Source organism: Streptomyces sp. NPDC038135 (genome assembly GCF_055601245.1).
Window position 1 is genome coordinate 14886 of record NZ_JBVJXS010000002.1, and the last position, 19221, is coordinate 34106.

Genomic DNA, 19221 nt, shown 5'->3' on the forward strand with positions numbered 1-19221 from the left:
CGGCCTCAGCCGAGCAGAACGGCGAGCTCCCTGCTGAGGGGCTCACGCAGCTCGGGCGCCTCCACGCGCTCCACCCGGACGTCCGTGCAGTCCACCCAGCTCGCCGCCTCGACCAGCGCCTCGGCCACCGCCGGGACCGCCTTCGCCCCGTCCAGCGTGACCTGCCGGGCCACCAGCGTGCGGCCCTCACGGGCCGGGTCGACGCGGCCGACCAGCCGGCCGCCCGCCAGCACCGGCATCGCGAAGTAGCCGTGGATCCGCTTCGGCTTGGGTACGTAGGCCTCGAGCCGGTGGGTGAAGCCGAAGATCCGCTCCGTGCGCGCCCGCTCCCAGATCAGCGAGTCGAACGGGGAGAGCAGGGTGGTGCGGTGCCGGCCGCGCGGCGGCGCGGCGAGAGCGGCCGGATCCGCCCAGGCCGGCTTGGACCAGCCCGCCACCTCGACCGGCACCAGACCCGAGTCGGCGATCACCGCGTCGACCTGCTCGCCCTTGAGACGGTGGTAGTCGGCGATGTCCGCGCGCGTGCCGACGCCCAGGGCCTCACCGGCCAGCCGGACCAGACGGCGCACGCACTCGGCGTCGTCCAGCTCGTCGTGCAACAACGCGGCCGGGATCGCCCGTTCGGCCAGGTCGTAGACCCGCTTCCAGCCGCGGCGCTCCACACACACCACCTCGCCGTACATCAGGGCGCGTTCGACCGCGACCTTGGTGCCGGACCAGTCCCACCAGTCGCTCGTCCGCTTCGCGCCGCCCAGGTCCGTGGCCGTGAGCGGGCCCTCCGCGCGCAGCTGCTTGACGACCTGGTCGTACACCCCGTCGGGCAACTGGTGGTTCCAGTGCGGGCGGTTGCGGTAGGCGCGCCGGCGGAACGCGAAGTGCGGCCACTCCTCGACCGGGAGGATGCACGCGGCGTGCGACCAGTACTCGAAGGCGTGGGGGGCCGCGGCCTTGCCCGCCGCGGATGTCTTCCAGTAGGCGGTCTCGACGGTCCCGCGGCCGACCGCGCCCAGGCGCGCGTACGGGATCAGCTCGTGGGAACGGGCGAGCACCGAGATGGTGTCGAGCTGGACCGCGCCGAGACGGCGGAGCACGCCCCGGACTCCGGCCCGCCGGTCGGGCGCGCCGAGGAAGCCCTGGGCCCGCAGGGCGATGCGGCGGGCGTCGTCCGCGGTGAGGGTGGTGGTGGGGCGCGGCAGGGTCGTCATGCTGCGGACGATAGAGGCCGCCACTGACAACGGGGCGCGAGCTGCGGTTTCGCCAAGGTGCGGTCAGCCGCGCGCGGGCAGGTAGGGAGCCGTCGACGGCAGGCCCAGGTCCGAGGGGAGCAGGGACCCCACCCAGCAGTCGCGCCGCACCCCCTTGTTGTTGACGCCCGAGCGCAGGGTGCCCTCGACGGTGAAACCGGCGCGCTCGGCCACCGCGCGCGAGGCCGCGTTGCCGACCTCCGCGCGCCACTCCAGGCGGTCGACGCACAGAGCGGTGAAGGCCCAGCGGGCGGCGGCGAGCGTGGCCTCCGTGACGTATCCGCGGCCGCGGTGCTCCCGGACGGCCCAGAAGCCGACCTCGCCGACGCCCAGCGCGCGCATCGTGATGGCCAGCATCCCCGCCAGCTCCCCGCCGGGAAGGAAGAGGCCGAAGGTGTACATCGAGTCGCAGGCCCAGCCGTCGGGCACCATCCGGCCGGTGAAACCCTCGGCGTGCTCACGCAGATAGGGCGACGGGAACTGGGAGATCCAGCGCTGCATGTCCGGATCCTGGGCGGCCCGGTACACCGCCTCGGTGTCGTCGGGACCGACAGTGCGCAGCAGGAGACGGTCGGTGGTGAGCGTGACGGGTTCCATCGGCCGATTCTGGGCGGACGGCACCCGACGCGCCAGCTGTTCGGCCGTGCGTGAGCGGACGGTCACATTTCGCGCAAATCCCTGACGCGGTGCGGCACTATCCGTGATGGCCGCCCGTTGTCCATGGTGAAGCAGCAGTCGCGCCGCCAGGCCTCCCGGCGCAGCCGGGTCCTCGCATACGATGGCCGTTGCTCAGTACGTCAGAAGGAAACCCGACCGTCCCAGGCCCGACCGGCAAGGAGACCAGCCCCCGTGTCCGTCCTCTCGAAGATCATGCGTGCAGGCGAAGGCAAGATCCTGCGCAAGCTGCACCGCATCGCGGACCAGGTCAACTCCATCGAAGAGGACTTCGTCGACCTCTCCGACGCCGAGCTGCGTGGCCTCACCGAGGAGTACAAGCAGCGGTACGCCGATGGTGAGAGCCTGGACGACCTCCTCCCGGAGGCGTTCGCCACCGTCCGCGAGGCGGCCAAGCGCGTCCTCGGCCAGCGGCACTACGACGTGCAGCTGATGGGCGGCGCCGCGCTCCACCTCGGCTACGTGGCGGAGATGAAGACCGGTGAGGGCAAGACCCTCGTCGGCACGCTGCCCGCCTACCTGAACGCCCTGTCCGGCGACGGCGTGCACCTCATCACCGTCAACGACTACCTGGCCGAGCGCGACTCCGAGATGATGGGTCGCGTCCACAAGTTCCTCGGCCTCGAGGTCGGCTGCATCCTCGCCAACATGACGCCGGCCCAGCGTCGCGAGCAGTACGCGTGCGACATCACCTACGGCACGAACAACGAGTTCGGCTTCGACTACCTGCGCGACAACATGGCGTGGTCCCAGGACGAGCTCGTCCAGCGCGGCCACAACTTCGCCATCGTCGACGAGGTCGACTCCATCCTCGTCGACGAGGCCCGTACGCCGCTGATCATCTCCGGCCCGGCCGATCAGGCCACCAAGTGGTACGGCGACTTCGCCAAGCTCGTCCTCCGCCTCAAGCGCGGCGAGGCCGGCAACCCGCTCAAGGGCATGGAGGAGACCGGCGACTACGACGTCGACGAGAAGAAGCGCACGGTCGCCATCCACGAGTCCGGTGTCAGCAAGGTCGAGGACTGGCTGGGCATCGACAACCTCTACGAGTCGGTGAACACCCCGCTCGTGGGCTACCTGAACAACGCCATCAAGGCCAAGGAACTGTTCAAGAAGGACAAGGACTACGTCGTCATCGACGGCGAGGTCATGATCGTCGACGAGCACACCGGCCGTATCCTCGCCGGCCGCCGCTACAACGAGGGCATGCACCAGGCGATCGAGGCGAAGGAAGGGGTGGACATCAAGGACGAGAACCAGACGCTCGCCACGATCACCCTGCAGAACTTCTTCCGCCTCTACAACAAGCTCTCCGGCATGACCGGTACGGCGATGACCGAGGCCGCCGAGTTCCACCAGATCTACAAGCTCGGCGTCGTCCCGATCCCGACCAACAAGCCGATGGTCCGCAAGGACCAGTCCGACCTGATCTACCGCACCGAGGTGGCCAAGTTCGAGGCGGTCGTCGACGACATCGCCGAGAAGCACGAGAAGGGCCAGCCGATCCTCGTCGGCACGACGTCCGTCGAGAAGTCGGAGTACCTGTCCCAGCAGCTCAGCAAGCGCGGCATCCAGCACGAGGTGCTGAACGCCAAGCACCACGAGCGTGAGGCGTCGATCGTCGCACAGGCCGGCCGCAGGGGCGCCGTGACGGTGGCCACCAACATGGCCGGCCGTGGTACCGACATCAAGCTCGGCGGCAACCCCGAGGACCTCGCCGAGGCGGAGCTGCGGCAGCGCGGCCTCGACCCCGAGGAGCACATCGAGGAGTGGGCGCACGCGCTGCCCGCCGCCCTGGAGAAGGCCGAGCAGGCGGTCCGGGCCGAGAAGGAAGAGGTCGAGGAGCTCGGCGGGCTGTACGTGCTGGGCACGGAGCGGCACGAGTCGCGCCGTATCGACAACCAGCTGCGCGGTCGTTCCGGCCGTCAGGGCGACCCCGGCGAGTCCCGCTTCTACCTCTCCCTCGGCGACGACCTGATGCGCCTGTTCAAGGCCCAGATGGTCGAGCGCGTGATGTCGATGGCGAACGTGCCGGACGACGTGCCGATCGAGAACAAGATGGTCACGCGGGCGATCGCGTCCGCGCAGTCGCAGGTCGAGCAGCAGAACTTCGAGACCCGTAAGAACGTCCTGAAGTACGACGAGGTGCTCAACCGGCAGCGCGAGGTCATCTACGGCGAGCGCCGCCGCGTCCTGGAGGGCGAGGACCTGCAGGAGCAGATCCAGCACTTCATGGACGACACGATCGACGCGTACGTCGGCGCGGAGACCGCCGAGGGCTTCCCCGAGGACTGGGACCTGGACCGGCTGTGGGGCGCCTTCAAGCAGCTCTACCCGGTGAAGATCACCGTCGAGGAGCTGGAGGACGCGGCCGGTGACCGGGCCGGTCTGACCGCCGAGTTCATCTCCGAGTCCATCAAGGACGACATCCACGAGCAGTACGCCTCCCGTGAGACGCAGCTCGGCTCCGAGATCATGCGTGAGCTGGAGCGGCGGGTCGTGCTGTCGGTCCTGGACCGCAAGTGGCGCGAGCACCTCTACGAGATGGACTACCTCCAGGAGGGCATCGGCCTGCGCGCGATGGCGCAGAAGGACCCGCTGGTCGAGTACCAGCGCGAGGGCTTCGACATGTTCACCGCCATGATGGAGGGCATCAAGGAGGAGTCCGTCGGCTACCTGTTCAACCTGGAGGTCCAGGTCGAGCAGCAGGTCGAGGAGGTGCCGGTCGAGGAGGCCGCGCCGGTCGCCGAGGGTGTCCAGGACCACGTGCCGGCTCAGGCGGGCGCGCGTCCGGAGATCCGGGCCAAGGGGCTGGACGTGCCGCAGCGGCGGGAGCTGCACTTCTCCGCGCCGACCGTGGACGGTGAGGGCGGCATCCTGGAGCGGGACCTCGAGGACGACGAGCCGGTTCGCTCCGAGTCCGACGGTCTTACGCGGGCGGAGCGGCGTCGGCAGGCCAAGGGCGGGCGGCGTCGTAAGAAGTAGGGGGTCCCTGCGGGGCTTCAGCTGGTGACTTGGGGCCAGGTTCCTTTCGGGAGCCTGGCCCCTTGTTCTTTGTGGCGCGCCTGCGGGGTGCGGCACGCATGCCCGCAGCTACGCGGCTCGGGGGCTAGGCGCGGGGCCTGGGGCCGAGTTCCACTGCTGTGCAGCGCCAGCGGTGGTCCGGGCCCTGTTCCAGGCGGAAGGCCATGGCGCGCAGGTGGTCGCCGGCGGCGATGCGGGCGAAGACCTCCAGGGCGCCGGCGCGGGGGACGTAGTAGCCGATGTCGCGGACGACGGGACGGGTGCCGCGGGTGCGCAGCGGTCCCCGTTCGGCCAGCCGGGCGAGCTCGTCGTAGGCGCGTCCCACGGTGTGCCGGAGCATCCAGTGGACGGGCCGCTGGCCGCTGAGAACGGCCAGCAGGCGGTCGGCGAAGACGTCGGTGGGGCGGGGTTGCGCCACGGCCGTCACGGGCGCTGTGGCGGCCCGGCCGCGGACCGGGTTGCGGGGCGGCGCGCCGCCCGGGCGACGGGAGTCGTGCCGGGTCGGAGGGCGGTGACGCGGCCGGGGCTGAGCGGTGCCGCGGCTCATGACCTTGTTCATGGGTGTCCCCGTTCTGCGGGCCCGGAACGTACCGGGCGGTAACTCGCTGGTGGGGATCTTGTACGGGGGCGGAGGCCGGCATCGCAAGGAACGCCGGGGGCGTGGCGAGGGCCGCGCAGGTTCACTTATCCGGGTGATGCGGACCCCCGGGAAGCCGGTGGACGGGCGGTGCCACCGGGTGAGGTGCGAGGCGCCGGGTGGACGCCGCCGGGGGTGTGGGCGGGGACTCGAAAGGGGACGGGCGCACGTATCCTGAAGGCCCGTCGGACGACCAGGAAAGTGCGGCCAGCCATGCGCGTCTACGTCCCCCTGACCCTCCCCGGTCTCGCCGAGGCGCACAAGACCGGTGAGCTGGGGAGCGGCCCCTTCGTCGCGTACGGCGTCACGCCCGGGCTGCGCGAGTGGTACGTCTCGGACGACATCGAGGAGCTGGAGTACGCGGCGCTCAGCCGGGCCGCGCTGGCCTCGCTGCGACTGCTGGCGCGGGACTCCGGTGCCGCGCGGCGCCGGGTCGTGGTCGCGGTCGACGTGGCCGACGGCGCGGTCTCGGCGGACCCGGACCGTGCGCTCGACCAGGCCTCGCTCGGCGAGGTGACGGTGAGCGGCGCGGTGCCGCTCGCCAAGGCGGCCGCGGTGCACGTCGACGCCGGTGACGCGGAGGAGGACGTGACGGCCGCCGCGGCGGCGCTGGAGGCGGCCGACGGCGGGGACGACGACGCGCAGTTCGTCGTGGACGGGGCCGAGGACCACGAGCTGCTCTGGTACGCCACCCAGGAGATCCCCAACCTGGTGGACCGGGCCTGAGAAAGGCTGCCCGTACCCGGACCGTCCTTGATGGCCGGTGGGTCCTCATTGTCAGTGGGTGCGGGTACGGTCTTGGACATGGGGATGCACGCAGGCGCGCACATCGTCTGGGACTGGAACGGAACCCTCTTCCACGACAATGACGCGATCATCGGGGCGACGAACGCGGCCTTCGCCGAGCTGGGGCTGGCGCCGATCACGCTTGAGCAGTACCGGGCGCTGTACTGCGTACCGGTGCCGCGGTTCTACGAGCGGCTGCTCGGGCGGTTGCCCACGGACGCCGAGTGGGAGCTGATGGACGGCGTCTTCCACCGGTACTACACGGAGCACCGGGTGCGGTGCGGTCTCACCGAGGGGGCGGCCGAGCTCCTCGCCGGCTGGCGGTCCGAGGGGAACAGCCAGTCGCTGCTGAGCATGTACGGCCACGAGGAGCTGGTGCCGCTGGTGCGCGGCCTCGGCATCGAGGCGCACTTCCTGCGGGTGGACGGGCGCACGGGGCCGTCCGGAGGCAGCAAGGCCGAGCACATGGTGCGGCACCTGGAGGCGCTGACCGGGGTGCGGGCCACGCGGACCGTGGTGATCGGCGACGCGGCGGACGACGCGGTGGCCGCACGGCACGTGGGGGCGCGGGCGGTGCTGTACACCGGCGGGTCGCACAGCAGGGCCAGCCTCGAGGAGGCCGGGGCCCCGGTGGTGGACACGCTGGCCGAGGCGGTCGCGGAGGCGCAGCGAATAGCGGCGTGAGCGGAGCCGGCGGCGCCCCCGCGCTACGGCGGGACGGTCGTCACGTCACCGGGGCCTTGGACCGCAGCACCGTGATGAACTCCCGCATCCAGGCCGGGTGGTCCGGCCAGGCGCGGGCCGAGACCAGGGTGCCGTCGACCACCGTCTCGGCGTCCTCGAAGTGGGCCCCGGCGGCCTGCATGTCGAGTTCCAGTGCGGGATAGGCGGTGACCCTGCGGCCGCTGAGGCTGTCGACGGCGGCGGTGAGCAGCGGGCCGTGGCAGATCTGCGCGACCGGCTTGTCCGCGTCGAAGAACGCCTTGAGGATCTTGCGCAGCTCGGGATCGTTGCGCAGATACTCGGGAGCGCGGCCGCCGGGGATGACGAGGGCCGCGTACTCACCGGGGTCGACCTCGGCGAAGGCGAGGTCGGCGGGCCAGGTGTAGCCGGGTTTCTCGGTGTAGGTGTCGAAGCCGGGCTCGAAGTCGTGGACGACGAAGCGGAGCGTCTTGCGGGTCGGGGCCGCGACGTGGACGTCGTAGCCTTCCTCGCGCAGACGCTGGTAGGGGTAGAGGACCTCGAGGGACTCCGCTGCGTCGCCGGTGATGATGAGGATCTTCGCGGGCATGTCGGCCTCCTGGGCGGGCACGGCCCCCCTGCGCGGGGACGGGCGCTGTCCTGGGCAAGGTGCCCGTACCCGGCGCGCTTGCCAAGAGGGCCCGTCGCTTTCAGGGTGCGGCCCGCCGGACCGCGACGCGACCCGGTGCGCCCGGCCCGCCGGTCCCGCGCCGGCGCGGCGCCACGCCCGGCCGCCGGATACGTCACCTGTCCCCGGCCCACCCCTGTGCAGAACGTCAAACTTCACCCCCCGGTTTTGTACACATACGGCTCATGACGACCCCCGGGTAAGGAGCGATAGCCTTGTGGCGTGATCAGCGCGATAGCTCGCGGGGGCGACGTTGCCCCTGCCCCGCGCCCGGGTTGCACGGAGCACCTCCGTGACCGGGCGGCGGTCGCTGGTCTTCGCGGGCGGGCCGGGGGCGCCGAAGCCCCCGGGATGCCGAGCACGGCCCACGAGCCGGCGGCGCCGAGAGCGGCGTCACACCCGGCGGGCGTGTCGAAAATGGCCGAATACCCCCCGCTCTTCTCACCTCGCGGCATAGCGTCGGATCGGACCGGACACCCCGGGCCGTGGCGTCGAGCCGGAGGGAAAGAGACCGTATTTCCTTCTACGTCACGCAACGGCGCGCGACAGGAGCCAGAGGACAATGCAGACCAAGCTGGACGAAGCCAAGGCCGAGCTGCTCGAACGGGCGGCCCGGGTAGCTGAGAACAGCCCGGTCGGGGGGCACCTACCGACCGGGACGACGGCGACGGGCGAGGGCGCGGCCGGCATCCCCGACAGCGAGGCCGGGCACGCGTTCCTCCAGCGCTACTACCTGCACACCGCCCCGGAAGACCTGTCGGACCGCGACCCGGTCGACGTCTTCGGCGCCGCGGTCTCGCACTACCGGCTCGCCGAGAACCGGCCGCAGGGCACCGCCAACGTCCGGGTGCACACCCCGACCGTGGAAGAGAACGGCTGGACCTGCAGCCACACCGTCGTGGAGGTCGTCACCGACGACATGCCCTTCCTCGTCGACTCGGTCACCAACGAGCTGACCCGGCAGGGCCGCGGCATCCACGTCGTCATCCACCCGCAGTTCGTCGTCCGGCGCGACGTCACCGGCAAGCTGATCGAGGTCCTGCCGACCTCGCCCACCGGCGACCTCCCGCACGACGCGCACATCGAGTCCTGGATCCACGTCGAGATCGACCGGGAGACCGACCGCTCCGACCTGAAGCAGATCACCGCCGACCTGCTGCGCGTCCTGTCCGACGTCCGGGAGGCCGTCGAGGACTGGGAGAAGATGCGCGACGCGGCCGCCCGCATCGCCGACGGCCTGGAGAGCGAGCCGCTGCCGGGCGACCTGCCCGCCGCCGAGGCCGAGGAGGCCCGCGAGCTGCTGCGCTGGCTCTCCTCCGACCACTTCACGTTCCTCGGCTTCCGCGAGTACGAGCTGCGCGGCGACGACTGCCTGGCCGCCGTGCCCGGCACCGGTCTGGGCATACTGCGCGCGGACCCGCACCACTCAGCGGACGACCAGCACCCCGTCAGCCCCTCCTTCGAGCGGCTGCCCGCCGACGCCCGCGCCAAGGCCCGCGAGCACAAGCTGCTCGTCCTGACCAAGGCCAACAGCCGCGCCACCGTGCACCGGCCGTCGTACCTGGACTACATCGGCGTCAAGAAGTTCGACGCGGACGGCAACGTCGTCGGCGAGCGCCGCTTCCTCGGCCTGTTCTCCTCCGCCGCCTACACCGAGTCGGTCCGCCGGGTCCCGGTCATCCGGCGCAAGGTCGACGAGGTCCTGCAGCGGGCCGGCTTCTCGCCGGAGAGCCACGACGGCCGCGACCTGCTCCAGATCCTGGAGACCTACCCGCGCGACGAGCTGTTCCAGACCCCGGTCGCCGAGCTGCAGGCCATCGCGACGAGCGTGCTGTACCTGCAGGAGCGCCGTCGGCTGCGGCTGTACCTGCGGCAGGACGAGTACGGCCGCTACTACTCGGCCCTCGTCTACCTCCCGCGCGACCGCTACACCACCGGCGTCCGGCTGCGGATCATCGACATCCTGAAGGAGGAGCTCGGCGGCATCAGCGTCGACTTCACCGCCTGGAACACCGAGTCGATCCTGTCCCGGCTGCACTTCGTCGTCCGGGTCCCGGCGGGCACCGAGCTGCCCCAGCTCTCGGACGCGGACAAGGAGCGCATCGAGGCGCGGCTGGTCGAGGCCGCCCGCTCCTGGGCCGACGCGTTCGCCGAGGCGCTCAACGCCGAGCTGGGCGAGGAGCGCGCCGCCGAGCTGCTGCGCCGCTACAACAACGCCTTCACCGAGGGCTACAAGGCCGACCACAGCCCGCGCGCGGCCGTCGCCGACCTGGTCCACCTGGAGCGGCTCAGCGAGGAGAAGGGCCACAACTTCTCCCTCAGCCTGTACGAGCCGGTCGGCGCCGCCCCCGACGAGCGCCGCTTCAAGATCTACCGCAGGGGCGACTCGGTCTCCCTGTCCGCGGTGCTGCCGGTGCTCCAGCGGCTCGGCGTGGAGGTCGTGGACGAGCGCCCGTACGAGCTGCGCTGCGCGGACCGCACCACCGCCTGGATCTACGACTTCGGCCTGCGCATGCCCAAGTCGCCGGCCGGCACCGACCACTTCGGAGACGACGCCCGTGAGCGCGTCCAGGAGGCCTTCGCCGCCACCTGGACCGGCAAGGCGGAGAACGACGGCTTCAACGCCCTCGTGCTGAGCGCCGGGCTGACCTGGCGGCAGGCCATGGTGCTGCGCGCGTACGCCAAGTACCTGCGGCAGGCCGGCTCCACCTTCAGCCAGGACTACATGGAGGACACCCTCCGCGACAACGTCCACACCACCCGGCTGCTCGTCTCCCTGTTCGAGGCGCGGATGTCGCCGGACCGGCAGAAGGCCGGCTCGGAGATCACCGACGCCCTGCTGGAGGAGCTGGACGCGGCGCTGGACCAGGTGGCGAGCCTCGACGAGGACCGCATCCTGCGCTCCTTCCTGACCGTCATCAAGGCCACGCTGCGCACGAACTTCTTCCAGGAGGCGCAGAGCGGCGAGCCGCACGACTACGTCTCCATGAAGTTCGACCCGCAGGCCATCCCCGACCTGCCCGCGCCGCGCCCGGCGTACGAGATCTGGGTGTACTCGCCGCGGGTGGAGGGCGTGCACCTGCGCTTCGGCAAGGTCGCCCGAGGCGGCCTGCGCTGGTCCGACCGCCGTGAGGACTTCCGCACCGAGATCCTCGGCCTGGTCAAGGCGCAGATGGTGAAGAACACCGTCATCGTGCCGGTCGGCGCCAAGGGCGGCTTCGTCGCCAAGCAGCTCCCGGACCCGAGCGTGGACCGGGACGCGTGGCTGGCCGAGGGCATCGCGAGCTACAAGACGTTCATCTCGGCGCTGCTCGACATCACCGACAACATGGTGGCCGGCGAGGTCGTCCCGCCGCGCGACGTCGTACGGCACGACGGCGACGACACCTACCTGGTGGTCGCGGCCGACAAGGGCACGGCGACCTTCTCGGACATCGCCAACGAGGTCGCCGAGAAGTACCACTTCTGGCTCGGCGACGCCTTCGCCTCCGGCGGCTCGGCCGGTTACGACCACAAGGGCATGGGCATCACCGCGCGCGGCGCCTGGGAGTCCGTGAAGCGGCACTTCCGCGAGCTGGGCGTGGACACGCAGAGCGAGGACTTCACGGTCGTCGGCATCGGCGACATGTCCGGTGACGTCTTCGGCAACGGCATGCTGCTCTCCGAGCACATCCGCCTGGTCGCCGCCTTCGACCACCGGCACATCTTCATCGACCCGAACCCGGACGCGGCCACCTCCTACGCCGAGCGCCGGCGCCTGTTCGAGCTGCCCCGCTCGAGCTGGGCCGACTACGACACCGCGCTGCTGTCGGCGGGCGGCGGGATCTTCCCGCGCACCGCGAAGGCGATCACGCTCAACGCGCACATCCGCCAGGCCCTGGGCATCGAGGAGAAGGTCTCCAAGATGACGCCGGCCGACCTGATGAAGGCCATCCTGCACAGCCCGGTCGACCTGCTGTGGAACGGCGGCATCGGCACGTACGTGAAGTCGTCGGCCGAGTCGAACGCCGACGTCGGCGACAAGGCCAACGACGCCATCCGCGTCGACGGCAGCGACCTGCGGGTCAAGGTCGTCGGCGAGGGCGGCAACCTGGGCCTGACCCAGCTCGGCCGCATCGAGTTCGCGCTGCACGGCGGCCGGATCAACACCGACGCGATCGACAACAGCGCCGGCGTGGACACCTCCGACCACGAGGTGAACATCAAGATCCTGCTCAACGGGCTGGTCACGGACGGCGACATGACCGTCAAGCAGCGCAACAAGCTGCTCGCCGAGATGACCGACGAGGTCGGCAGCCTGGTGCTGCGCAACAACTACGCGCAGAACACGGCGATCGCCAACGCACTCGCCCAGTCCAAGGACATGCTGCACGCGCAGCAGCGGTTCATCCGCCACATGGTCCGCGAGGGCCACCTCGACCGGGCGCTGGAGTTCCTGCCCACCGACCGCCAGATCCGTGAGCGCCTCACCCAGGGCCAGGGCCTGACCGGCCCGGAGACGGCCGTGCTGCTGGCGTACACGAAGATCACGGTCGCCGAGGAGCTGCTGCACACCTCGCTGCCGGACGACCCGTACCTGCGCACCCTGCTGCACGCCTACTTCCCGGCGGCGCTGCGCGAGCGGTTCCCCGAGGGCATCGAAAGCCACCCACTGCACCGCGAGATCACCACGACCGTGCTGGTCAACGACACGGTCAACACGGGCGGTACGACGTACCTGCACCGGCTGCGCGAGGAGACCGGAGCCTCGCTGGAGGAGATCGTCCGCGCCCAGACCGCGGCCCGCGCGATCTTCTGCTCGGCGCCGGTGTGGGACGCGGTGGAGGAGCTGGACAACAAGGTCGAGGCGGCCGTCCAGACCCGCATCCGGCTGCACTCGCGCCGTCTGGTCGAGCGCGGCACCCGCTGGCTGCTCAACAACCGGCCGCAGCCGCTGCAGCTCGCAGAGACGGTGGAGTTCTTCGCCGAGCGGGTCGAGCAGGTCTGGCAGCAGCTGCCGAAGCTGGTGCGCGGCGCGGACCAGGAGTGGTACCAGCACGTCTTCGACGAGCTGTCCGCCGCCGGGGTCCCGGACGAGCTGGCCACCCGCGTGGCCGGGTTCTCCTCCGCCTTCCCGGCGCTCGACATCGTCTCGGTGGCCGACCGCATGGGCAAGGAGCCGCTGGACGTCGCCGAGGTGTACTACGACCTCGCCGACCGGCTCGGCATCACCCAGCTCATGGACCGCATCATCGAGCTGCCGCGCAACGACCGCTGGCAGTCCATGGCCCGCGCGGCGATCCGCGAGGACCTGTACGCCGCACACGCCGCGCTGACCGCCGACGTCCTGGCCGTCGGCAACGGCACCTCCACGCCGGAGCAGCGCTTCGACCTGTGGGAGCAGAAGAACGCCGCGCTGCTCTCCCGTGCGCGCACCACCCTGGTGGAGATCCGCGGTTCCGACGAGTTCGACCTCGCCAACCTGTCGGTGGCGATGCGGACCATGCGGACGCTGCTGCGCTCGCACTCGTAGCCACGGCGTCAGCCGTACGGCTGTGGAAGGCGCCCCGGGCCGGTCCAGGCCCGGGGCGCCTTCGTCCCTGCCCATTAGGGCGAATAGTCTGATTCCGGGCTTTCAGGACATTTCCGATAGGGTCTGGCCTGTGACAGCGACCTCACCGAGAACCGCCCGGCAGTGGTCGCGCGGGATGCGCCCCTGCCCGCCCGGCGCCGCCCGGGCCGGGCGGGCACTGCCCTCGGTCGCCGCGGCGCTCGTGCTGGTCCTGATGCTCCTGGTGATCGTCCGCCTGCCCTGGGCGGGCGATCTCGGCATGCACGCGGCGACCGTGCAGCGCCTGCGGCACAGCCTGCTGCACCCGGGCAACCCGCTGGTCGACGCCGACACGACGAGCCCGTACTACTCGCCCTGGATGCTCCTGCTGGGCTGTCTCGCCCGGGTGACCGGGCTGCCGGTGTTCCACGTGCTGCGGGTCGGCGCGCTCGTGGGGCTGGGGCTGCTGGCCACAGGCGTGTGGCGCTACGTCCGCACCCTCAGCGCCCACCGCGCGGCGCCCGCCCTGGCGTTTCTGAGCCTGGTCCTGCTGTGGGGCCCGCTGCTGTTCAACTGGAGCGGCTTCCTCGGCCTCAACTCCCTCGCGCTGACGGTGGCGTACCCCAGCGTCCTGGCCCTCGGGCTCTCGTTCCACTTCTGGGCGTGGCTCACCCGGGCGCTGCGCGCCGGGGCCGGCTGGGGCGGGTGGCTGGGCCTGGGCGCGCTCTGGGCGCTGATCCTGCTGTGCCACCAGTTCACCGGGGTCGTGGCCTCCCTCGGGGCGCTGGCCACGGTGGTCGCCGCGCGGCCGGGCCGCGCCGAGTGGCCCCGGCTCGGCGCCGCGGCCGCCCTCGGCCTGGTGCTGCTGTGGGTGTGGCCGTACTACGACTTCTTCGCGCTGTTCGCCGCGGGCGCCGACCTCGAGGCGATCCACCGGTCGCTGTACGGGCATCTGGCCGGGCGGTTCGGGCTGGTGCTGCTCGGGGTGGCGGCCCTGGGGGCGCGGTGGCGGCGGGACCGCCGGGATCCGCTGGTGCTGTTCTTCCTGCTCGGCATGCTGGTGTTCACCGCGGGCGGGCTGACCGGGCACTACTCGTGGGGCCGGGCGCTGCCCGCCGCGCTGATCCCGGCGCAGCTCGCGGCCGCGCTGGAGGCCGTGTCGGCGGGGAGGCGGGCGGTGCGGGCCGGCTGGGCCTGCCTGCTGGGCGCAGCGCTGCTGGTGGGCGCGTGGACGCAGGTGGGGACGGTCGGCTACGTGACGGGGCGGGACGCGCTGCCGGGGCCCGTCGCGGCGAAGTACCGGACGCCTTGGGCCGGGTACCACTGGATCACGCCGTGGGTGAGGTACGGGGACGTGGTGATGGCGCGGACGATGGCCTCGCGGCAGATTCCGGCGTACGGGGCGTACACGGTGGCGCCTGGGTATCCCGACGTATTCCTGCCGTCGGCGGGGGCTCGGGAGGCTGCGGAGCGGCGGTACTTCTCCGAGGGCTCCGGGGGCTCGGAGGGCTCCGGGGCTGCGGCTGTGCGGCGGGGTGTGTTGCGGGAGTACGGGGTGCGGTGGGTGGTCGGGGGGCGGGGGGATGCGGAGCCGTGGTTGCGGCGGGTGGCTGGGGGGCCTGGGGGGCAGGTGCTGTACGAGGTGGTGCGGTGAGGGTGTTGCCGGCCGGGGGGGAGGTGAGCGGTGTTTCCGGGTGAACGGTGTTGGTGCGAGCCGGGGGCGTTTCGCTTGCCCGCGCTCGCCGGGTGCCTCCCCCACTCTCGACTTCGCTCGAGCGGGGGACCCCCACCGCCCACCCGTGCCGCCCCCAGCGGCACGCGTGCCCGCAGCTAGGAGCCCTGTGGCTGGGCGGGCGCGCGTGCCCGCGGTTGGGCGGGCCCGGTGTCTGCGGTTGGGTGGGCGTGCGTGCCCGCGGCTAGGGGCGGCCGGTGTCTGCGGCTGGGCGGCTCGCCGCCTGCAGTTGTGCGCGCGCCTGCCCGCCCTTGGGCTAGCCAGGGCGGGCGTGGCTGTGGGGCGTTACTTCAGGAGGCTGGCGGCCAGGCGGGCTGCGTTTCGGAGTTTGGGGTGGGCGAGTTTCCGGGTCAGGGGGCGGACCACGTGGGCCGTCAGGGAGCGGGGGCTCCAGCGGATCTGCAGGCGGCCGGGGTTGCGGCCCTCGGGTTCGATGGTGAGTTCGTGGGCCGTGAGGCCCGCGCGGTGATCGACCCGGGCCCGCGCCGAGGGGAAGTCCAGCGGGGCCAGCAGCAGGCCCGAGTTGGCCAGGCCCTGCTGTGACAGGCGGAGCAGCGGGTGGCGCACTCCGTCGAAGCCCTGCACGGGCAGCGGTGCCGCCGCCAGGTCCAGTCGGACCCGGCCCTCGAAGACGCCCGGCCGCACCGGGTCCAGCCGGAACGGGACGGTCAGACGGCGCCGGCCGGGGCTCAGCACCAGGCTCGCGCGCTGCGGCCCCACCGGGAGCCGCAGGCCGGGGTCGAACGTGCGGATGGTCAGGTCGATACAGGCGCCCGGGCCCCGGGTGAGCTCGGTGATCTCGTGGCGGAACTGGGCGCTGGTGAACGGCTTGGTGTCCAGTTCCAGGTCGGAGATGTCCAGTTCACGGCGGCCCCGGTCGGTCGCGGGGAGCGTGTCGCCCCAGTAGGCGGCGCCGGACGGGCCGGCGGTGACGTGCCGCGGGGCCACGTTGTGGCCGAGGCCGCGCGCCGCCAGCCGTACGTCGGACAGGCGCCCGTCGCGCAGCAGTTCGAGCACCACCCGCTCCGCGCGGGGCAGCCGGACGAAGGCGCCGTCCGCGAGCGTGTCCAGGTACGGGTTCATGATCTGCGCGAACTCCCCGAGCCACGCGTCGTCCCGGTACGGCAGGTCGCCCGCGTACATCCGGAAGTCGTGCTTGAGGAACTTGAAGTCCTTGTCCTCGCGGAGCACCGCGTGCCCGCTCTCGACCAGGAAGTCGTCGATCAGGCGCTGTACGTGCACCCGGTCGCGGACGTTGGAGATCTTGTGCCGCTGGTTGGAGATGGACGCCGCCGCCTGCTCGGCGAACGGCTCGATGTACCAGACGTACACCGGGTCCGGGATGATCGTGAACGCCTTCGCCAGGCAGTAGGCCTGCGCCGAGAAGAGCTGGTCCTCGTAGTGGATGCCCTCGGGGAAGCGGAGTTCGTGGCGGTCAAGGAACGCCCGCGCGTACATCTTGCTCGTCGACAGGTGCTCGAACAGCAGCCGCGGGTCGGCCTCGATGCCGTCCAGCGTGCGGCGCTCGGCGACCAGGTGCGGCATCCAGGTCGAGCGGCGCCCGTTGTCCACCCGGACCCGCCGCACCGCGCCCATGGCGAAGTCCACCTCGCGTTCGCGGTGCGCGGCGAGCAGCGACTCGACGGCGCGGGGCGGGAGTTCGTCGTCGCTGTCCAGGAACATCAGGTACGGCGCCCGGGCGATCTCGATGGCCCGGTTGCGCGGTGCGCTGCAGCCGCCGCTGTTCTCCGGCAGGCGGAGGTAGCGGATGCGGTGGTCGCGCGCGGCCAGCTCCCGTGCCACGGCGGGCGTGTCGTCGGTGGAGTGGTCGTCGCTGATGACGATCTCGATGTTGGCGTGGGTCTGGGCGCGCAGCGAGGCGACCGCGCGGGGGAGGCGGGCCGCGTCGTTGTAGACGATGACGGTGACCGTGACGTCGGGGAGCGTCATGCGCCGGCCTCCTCGGGGCTCGGGGCGGGGGTGCGTCTCTCCAGCGGGATCACCGGGGGCAGCGCCTCCTCGGGTTCGCCGAGGAAGACGCGTCGTACGACCCGTTCGGCGGCGCGTCCGTCGTCGTACTCGCAGAACCGGCGCCGGAAGGCGGCCCGCGCCTTCGCCGCGCTCTCGTCGCGCCAGGCGCCCGACGTGAGGATCTCGGTCAGCTCCTCCTGGGTGCGGGCGACCTGGCCCGGGTGGTCGGCCATCAGGTCGAAGTAGACGCCCCGGGTGGTGCGGTACGTCTCCCAGTCGTCGGCGTGGATCACGATCGGCCGGTCCAGGTTGGCGTAGTCGAACATGATCGACGAGTAGTCCGTGACCAGCGCGTCGGCGGCCAGGCACAGCTCCTCGACCGGGTCGTAGGAGGAGACGTCGATGATCCGGCCGGACCGGCGCAGACCGGTGAGCGGGGAGGCCGCGCCGCCGTAGAAGTAGTGGGCGCGCACCAGCAGGACCGTGTCACCGCCGAGCCGGTCGGCCAGCGCGGCGAGGTCGAGCCTCGGGGTGAAGCCGGCCTCGTAGTCGCGGTGCGTGGGGGCGTAGAGGACGGCTCTCGCGCCGGGGGCGATGCCCAGCCGCTCACGGGCGGCGCGGACCTCGGCGGCGCCGCTCGTGTAGAAGACGTCGTTGCGCGGATAGCCGTGGTCCAGCGAGGTGTAGCGGGCCGGGTACGCGCGCTCCCACATCCGGGTGGAGTGGCTGTTGGCGCTGACGCTGTAGTCCCACTTGTCGACGCGGGCCAGCAGGGCGGCGAAGTCCAGGCCCTTGGCGGCGGCCGGGTGATCGCGCTGGTCCAGGCCCATGCGCTTGAGCGGGGTGCCGTGGTGGGTCTGGAGGTGGACCGCCTCGGGGCGCTTGACGACCGCGTTGGGGAAGTTGACGTTGTTCGTCAGGTACTTGGCGGTGGCCAGCGTCTCCCAGTAGCGGCGGGTGCCGGGGATCACGTGGTCGGTGCCGGGGGGCAGCAGGGCCGCGTTCTCCTTGCTCACCACCCACACCCGGCGGATGTGCGGGGCGAGTTCGCCGAGCCGGGCCGCGATCGCGGCCGGGTTGCAGGCGACCCCGCGCTCCCAGTAGGCCGCGAACACGGCGAGTCCGGGGTCCACCGGGCGGCTCAGCGCCCTGCGGTACTGCTGGTCGCGGACCTTCGCGCCCAGTTGCCGCTTGCGCTCGCGTACCGCCTTCCGGGCGGCGCGCCGGGTGCGGTTGGCGGCCTGGAAGGCGCGGTACCTGGTGTAGGCGCCGTCCTCCAGCAGGGTGTGCCGGACGCCTTCCAGGCCGGCCGGGCGGTGGTGGTTCTCGGGGCGCCAGCGGACCGCGGCCAGCGAGGCCCGGCGGAAGAACTCGCGGGCCACCGCATCGGGCAGGTCCTCCCGGGCGAAGGTGCGCAGCAGGTCGCGGACCATCAGGTCGTACAGCACCGCGCGGGCCGCGCGGCGGTCCCGGGTGAGCGGGAGCAGGGACTCGTAGCGGTCGACGAGCGCGTACCGGTCCTCGGGGGCGAGGGGCGGCAGGCTCTCGGGGCGCAGCCGGCGGTCGTCGTACGCCACCTGGTTCAGGCAGGCGACGCGGCCGGCGCGCAGCAGGGCCGCGTAGGCCGCGTACGGCTCGTCGTCGGTGGTGAGCAGGTCCTCGTGCGCCCGCCAGAACTCGGCGCGCAGGGCGCGGGTGCCGAGCAGCGGGGCGAGGCGCAGCAGGTCGGCCGCGTCGTCCAGGGCCAGGGCGGCGCGGCCGGCGGCGGCGAGGTGACGGCCGCCGGAGGACGGGGCCGCCGCGGTCCGCCAGGTGGTGGTGACGTGGTCGAAGAGGAGCACGTCGACCGTGTCGTCCAGCTCCGCGGCGCGCTCGGCGACCGTCCGGGACGCCCCGGCGGGCAGACCGTCCTTGGCGTGCACGAAGTGCAGCCAGCGGCCGGACGCCCGGGCCGCTCCCGCGGCCCGGGCCGCGCCGTCGCCGGTGCCCTCCGGCAGCGGCACCACGATCGTCTCCGGGGCGTGCTCCTCGGCCGTCTCCCGGGCCCAGTCGCCGACGGCGGCGACGATCACCTCGATGTCCGGGAGCGGGCGGGTCTCCAGCGCGGCCAGCAGCTCGGTCAGGTGTCCTTGGGTGTTCGGCCCGTGGACGATGACGCTGAGGTGTGGCATCGCGGAGGCTCCTTGCGCTCGCCGTCTCTGGTGGGCACCTTTCATAACATACTGTCACTAGCGGTATGAAAAGGATAACCAC

General features: G+C 71.9%; 11 protein-coding genes. 5 read left to right on the top strand and 6 right to left on the bottom strand.

The window, feature by feature from the left end; genetic code table 11:
• Positions 1-5 precede the first annotated feature (5 nt).
• Entirely contained in the window at positions 6-1205 is a 1200-nt protein-coding gene (locus ACZ7JA_RS04455; RefSeq protein ID WP_470807159.1) for a winged helix-turn-helix domain-containing protein, read from the bottom strand.
• Between the two features lie 63 nt (positions 1206-1268).
• Positions 1269-1841 carry a GNAT family N-acetyltransferase gene (locus ACZ7JA_RS04460; RefSeq protein ID WP_351665379.1) on the bottom strand — a complete coding sequence of 191 codons (573 nt, stop codon included), beginning with the start codon at positions 1839-1841 and terminating at the stop codon, positions 1269-1271.
• 252 nt (positions 1842-2093) lie between these two features.
• Between ACZ7JA_RS04460 and secA the strand changes: the two genes are divergently transcribed.
• Positions 2094-4904, top strand: a complete 2811-nt coding sequence (secA, locus tag ACZ7JA_RS04465) for a preprotein translocase subunit SecA (RefSeq protein WP_351665377.1) — start codon at positions 2094-2096, stop codon at positions 4902-4904.
• A gap of 124 nt (positions 4905-5028) precedes the next feature.
• On the opposite strand, the gene ACZ7JA_RS04470 is transcribed toward secA, so the two are convergent.
• The gene (locus ACZ7JA_RS04470) at positions 5029-5502 is read right to left on the bottom strand and encodes an Rv3235 family protein (RefSeq protein ID WP_389306216.1); all 474 of its coding nucleotides are present in this window, start codon (positions 5500-5502) and stop codon (positions 5029-5031) included.
• A gap of 291 nt (positions 5503-5793) precedes the next feature.
• Here ACZ7JA_RS04470 and ACZ7JA_RS04475 point away from each other — a divergent pair, with 291 nt between their 5' ends.
• Together ACZ7JA_RS04475 and ACZ7JA_RS04480 are read left to right on the top strand one after the other, a co-directional pair.
• The gene (locus ACZ7JA_RS04475) at positions 5794-6306 is read left to right on the top strand and encodes a DUF6912 family protein (RefSeq protein WP_351665373.1); all 513 of its coding nucleotides are present in this window, start codon (positions 5794-5796) and stop codon (positions 6304-6306) included.
• 78 nt (positions 6307-6384) lie between these two features.
• On the top strand, positions 6385-7050 hold the full coding sequence (locus tag ACZ7JA_RS04480) for an HAD family hydrolase (RefSeq protein ID WP_470807168.1): 666 nt from the start codon (positions 6385-6387) through the stop codon (positions 7048-7050).
• A gap of 40 nt (positions 7051-7090) precedes the next feature.
• Here ACZ7JA_RS04480 and ACZ7JA_RS04485 read toward each other — a convergent pair whose 3' ends face one another.
• Positions 7091-7657: a DJ-1/PfpI family protein gene (locus ACZ7JA_RS04485; RefSeq protein ID WP_351665369.1), complete on the bottom strand. Its 567-nt coding sequence runs from the start codon at positions 7655-7657 to the stop codon at positions 7091-7093.
• A 640-nt stretch (positions 7658-8297) separates the two neighbouring features.
• On the opposite strand from ACZ7JA_RS04485, the gene ACZ7JA_RS04490 reads away from it, so the two are divergent.
• Together ACZ7JA_RS04490 and ACZ7JA_RS04495 are read left to right on the top strand one after the other, a co-directional pair.
• Positions 8298-13247 carry an NAD-glutamate dehydrogenase gene (locus tag ACZ7JA_RS04490; protein ID WP_389306219.1) on the top strand — a complete coding sequence of 1650 codons (4950 nt, stop codon included), beginning with the start codon at positions 8298-8300 and terminating at the stop codon, positions 13245-13247.
• A gap of 175 nt (positions 13248-13422) precedes the next feature.
• The gene (locus ACZ7JA_RS04495) at positions 13423-14919 is read left to right on the top strand and encodes a hypothetical protein (protein WP_470807706.1); all 1497 of its coding nucleotides are present in this window, start codon (positions 13423-13425) and stop codon (positions 14917-14919) included.
• Between the two features lie 363 nt (positions 14920-15282).
• Here ACZ7JA_RS04495 and ACZ7JA_RS04500 read toward each other — a convergent pair whose 3' ends face one another.
• Positions 15283-16947, bottom strand: coding sequence for a glycosyltransferase family 2 protein (locus ACZ7JA_RS04500; RefSeq protein ID WP_470807170.1), 1665 nt, complete (start codon positions 16945-16947; stop codon positions 15283-15285).
• Positions 16944-19139, bottom strand: a complete 2196-nt coding sequence (locus tag ACZ7JA_RS04505) for a CDP-glycerol glycerophosphotransferase family protein (protein WP_389306223.1) — start codon at positions 19137-19139, stop codon at positions 16944-16946. Before ACZ7JA_RS04505 ends, ACZ7JA_RS04500 begins: the two co-directional genes overlap by 4 nt.
• Positions 19140-19221: the final 82 nt, after the last annotated feature.